The organism is Rhodococcus sp. (in: high G+C Gram-positive bacteria) (genome assembly GCF_049591685.1).
Lineage (GTDB): Bacteria > Actinomycetota > Actinomycetes > Mycobacteriales > Mycobacteriaceae > Rhodococcoides.
Genome location: NZ_JBAWFH010000462.1, coordinates 1 through 2,088 on the forward strand (window position 1 = coordinate 1; position 2,088 = coordinate 2,088).

1 protein-coding gene and 1 pseudogene are annotated in these 2,088 nt (G+C 62.5%); both read left to right on the forward strand.

All coding sequences use genetic code 11. From position 1 onward, the window contains the following. A partial coding sequence (locus WBQ44_RS19200) for a DNA-directed RNA polymerase subunit beta (RefSeq protein WP_495568264.1) occupies positions 1-517 on the forward strand: 517 nt, incomplete at its 5' end. A gap of 96 nt (positions 518-613) precedes the next feature. After that, positions 614-2,088 (forward strand): annotated as a pseudogene (locus WBQ44_RS19205) (DNA-directed RNA polymerase subunit beta'); the annotation flags it as partial.

The following is a 2,088-nucleotide window of genomic DNA, read 5'->3' on the forward strand; positions in this document are numbered from 1 at the left end:
CACCTTGTTCGACGGCCGTTCCGGCGAGCCGTTCCCGTACCCGGTGTCGGTGGGCTACATGTACATCATCAAGCTGCACCACTTGGTCGACGACAAGATCCACGCTCGTTCGACCGGGCCGTACTCGATGATCACGCAGCAGCCCCTCGGTGGTAAGGCTCAGTTCGGTGGACAGCGCTTCGGTGAGATGGAGTGCTGGGCCATGCAGGCGTACGGCGCTGCCTACACGCTGCAGGAACTCCTCACCATCAAGTCGGACGACGTCGTCGGCCGCGTGAAGGTGTACGAGGCCATCGTCAAGGGCGAGAACATCCCGGAGCCCGGTATCCCCGAGTCCTTCAAGGTGCTCCTCAAGGAGCTCCAGTCGCTGTGCCTCAACGTGGAGGTGCTGTCCTCGGACGGCGCAGCCATCACGATGGCCGACGGTGACGACGAAGACCTCGAGCGTGCCGCAGCCAACCTGGGAATCAACCTCTCCCGCAACGAAGCCGCGACCGTCGACGATCTCGCTCAGTAGTTCTGTGGTCTGCCGGATCCGCCCAGTGCGGGTCCGGCAGGCGTCTTTCTCATTTGCTCTTCCAGCACAACACCCATAACGGGGAAAGGAAGTTACGTGCTCGACGTCAACTTCTTCGATGAACTCCGCATTGGCCTCGCCACTGCGGACGACATCCGTCAGTGGTCCTACGGCGAGGTCAAGAAGCCGGAAACCATCAACTACCGCACGCTCAAGCCCGAGAAGGACGGCCTCTTCTGCGAGAAGATCTTCGGCCCCACCCGGGACTGGGAGTGCTACTGCGGTAAGTACAAGCGCGTTCGCTTCAAGGGCATCATCTGCGAGCGTTGCGGCGTCGAGGTCACTCGCGCCAAGGTTCGTCGTGAGCGCATGGGGCACATCGAACTGGCCGCACCCGTCACGCACATCTGGTACTTCAAGGGCGTCCCGTCGCGCCTCGGTTACCTGCTCGACCTGGCTCCGAAGGATCTCGAGAAGATCATCTACTTCGCTGCCTACGTCATCACCACGGTCGACGACGAGCTCCGTCACAACGAGCTCTCGACGCTCGAGGCCGAGATGGAGGTCGAGAAGAAGTCCGTCGCAGATCAGCGCGACGCCGACCTCGAGGCCCGCGCTCAGAAGCTCGAAGCGGACATCGCCGAGCTCGAAGCCGAGGGTGCCAAGTCCGACGTGCGTCGCAAGGTCAAGGACGGCGGCGAGCGCGAGATGCGTCAGCTCCGTGACCGTTCGCAGCGTGAGCTGGATCGTCTCGAAGAGATCTGGACCACGTTCACCAAGCTGTCTCCGAAGCAGCTCATCGTGGACGAGCTCATCTACCGCGAGCTCATCGACCGCTACGGCGAGTACTTCACCGGCGCCATGGGTGCCGAGTCGATCCAGAAGCTCATGCAGACCTTCGACGTCGACGCCGAGGCCGAGAACCTGCGCGAGACCATTCGCAGCGGCAAGGGCCAGAAGAAGCTTCGCGCACTGAAGCGTCTGAAGGTCGTCGCGGCGTTTCAGGCCGGCCGGAACTCGCCCATGGGCATGGTTCTCGACGCCGTCCCGGTCATCCCGCCGGAGCTCCGTCCGATGGTGCAGCTCGACGGTGGACGTTTCGCGACGTCCGACCTCAACGATCTGTACCGCCGCGTCATCAACCGCAACAACCGCCTCAAGCGTCTGATCGATCTCGGTGCTCCCGAGATCATCGTCAACAACGAGAAGCGGATGCTGCAGGAGTCGGTCGACGCTCTCTTCGACAACGGTCGTCGTGGACGTCCGGTCACCGGACCGGGCAACCGTCCGCTGAAGTCGTTGTCCGACTTGCTCAAGGGCAAGCAGGGTCGCTTCCGTCAGAACCTCCTCGGTAAGCGCGTCGACTACTCGGGCCGTTCGGTCATCGTCGTCGGCCCGCAGCTCAAGTTGCACCAGTGTGGTCTGCCCAAGCTGATGGCGCTCGAGCTGTTCAAGCCGTTCGTGATGAAGCGTCTGGTCGATCTCAACCACGCGCAGAACATCAAGTCCGCCAAGCGCATGGTGGAGCGTCAGCGTCCGCAGGTGTGGGACGTTCTCGAAGAGGTCATCGC